General features: G+C 64.0%; 1 pseudogene. It reads right to left on the bottom strand.

Features of this window, described 5'->3' with window-relative positions:
* Nucleotides 1–99 precede the first annotated feature (99 nt).
* Nucleotides 100–1,338: pseudogene (locus NKI08_RS34375) on the bottom strand (IS5 family transposase); the annotation flags it as partial.
* Nucleotides 1,339–1,699: the final 361 nt, after the last annotated feature.

The raw sequence follows: 1,699 nt of genomic DNA, 5'->3' as shown, positions 1-1,699 counted from the left end.
AGTGACGTCAAATGTAATACCGGTGCGCATGCCCGATCGTCGCACATGCAAAAACCGATGGGAATCCAACATCGGACTCTTTTGTCTCGATCAATCCACTAGAATGGCGTTGACGGCGTCGCCTTGCTCGCCGGCGAGGTAGTTGCGGCCCATGCGGTGCTCGGCCTTGATATGGCCGATCACGGGCTCGATCGCCGAGCGACGGCGCATCTGGCGCTTGATGGCCGGTGTGACGCGGCGCTTCTGGCCGGCGGTGAAGATCCTGAACTTGTGGCTGTCGGGTGCGTTGTGGCCGTGATATCCGGCGTCGGCGAGGATGCGGCCGATCTCGTTGCCGATGGTCTTTCTCCATGTCGGGGATAATCGCTGCCAGCGTATCGCCGTCATAAGGATTGCCCGGCAGCGCTTTCGCGTGCAGGGCGAACTGGCCGCCTTTCGAGCGCTCAAGTGTTGTGGCGACCGACACCTTGACACCGAACTCGTAGGGGGCATGCGCCTTGCCTTGCCGATGCACTCGACCTCGTGAGCGTGCAGGCTGTAGATCTAGGGGCCGCGCTGGCGCTGTCTCTGCTCCAGAACCGTCGAGGCCTGGTAGAGCGGCCATTTGAAGATCGTCTCGAGCTCCTCTTCGCCGGCAACCTGGCGGGAGATGTCGCGAATGGTCCGGCCGAGATAGGTCCTCAGCTTGCGCAGCGCCTTGTTGGCCCGCTTGAATTGCTTGGCGTGTGCATAACGCTGGTGCTTGATCAGCGCCAGCTTGCCGACCCGCACATAGGTCTGGCGCAAAATCCAGGCCCACCTGTTTGGCTAGCCGCACCAGCCGCTCGCGCCCGGTGAATGAGTATGGCGTCGGTCGAACATCACGTTCTTGGGCTGCACGGTCGTGTCCACGATCACCCGGCGCGTGTCGGCCGGCTTCATCGCCCCGCTCTTGACCGCAACCGCGAGGCTCTCCTGCAGCATAGCCGCGATCCGTTCCTCGCCCATGCGCTGGCGCCAGCGTGTCAGCGACGAGCGGTCGAACGGCAAGTCGTGGCGGAAGAACTCCTCGCCGCACAGGTGCTGGAAGTAAGGGTTCTCCACCCAGCGGGCGCACAGATCCTCGTCCGACAGGTCGAAGGTGTACTTGAGGATCGCCAAGCCCGCCATCAGCCGGGTCGGCAGCGGCGGCATGCCCGGGCCGTCCGAGTAGACCGCGCCGAAACGCTCCTCCAGCACCGGCCAGTCGATCGCCTGCGCCAACCGCACCAGCTCGTGCTTCATGTTGATGATCTGGTCGAGCCGGGAGCGGAAAAGATCCTGCTCTCCCGTCTCGTGCTTCTCGCGTGGCCTGGACACTGCCATACCCTCGATTCGCCGCCGCCGAACCGAGTGAATCTGGAGGGTTCTGTGTAGTCGCGGGCGCGATTGGGCGGGCAGCGATGCAGGACCATCTGCGACGCGCCTGAACAGGCGCGACAGAACCCGACGCCGCCTCCGTGGCGCGCGCCATGGCAGGGAGAAAACAGCCCGCTGTGGCACGCCGGGATGGACGGTGCGAGCGAGGCCGAGCGTGGCCATGGCGCCGCGCAACAGGTCGCGGTCCGGTGACGAGGTTCAGCCCAATCTAAAGAGTTGCCGCGGCGCCTTTGTGAGAACCTCGACTCCGGATTCGGTGACGCGAATGCTTTCGCTAATCACGTAGCCGAAATCTTCCTCG

The organism is Mesorhizobium sp. M0768, from assembly GCF_040320195.1.
GTDB lineage: Bacteria > Pseudomonadota > Alphaproteobacteria > Rhizobiales > Rhizobiaceae > Mesorhizobium.
Note: the sequence above shows the minus strand (reverse complement) of the source record. Positions and strands in the feature narration are given on the sequence as shown.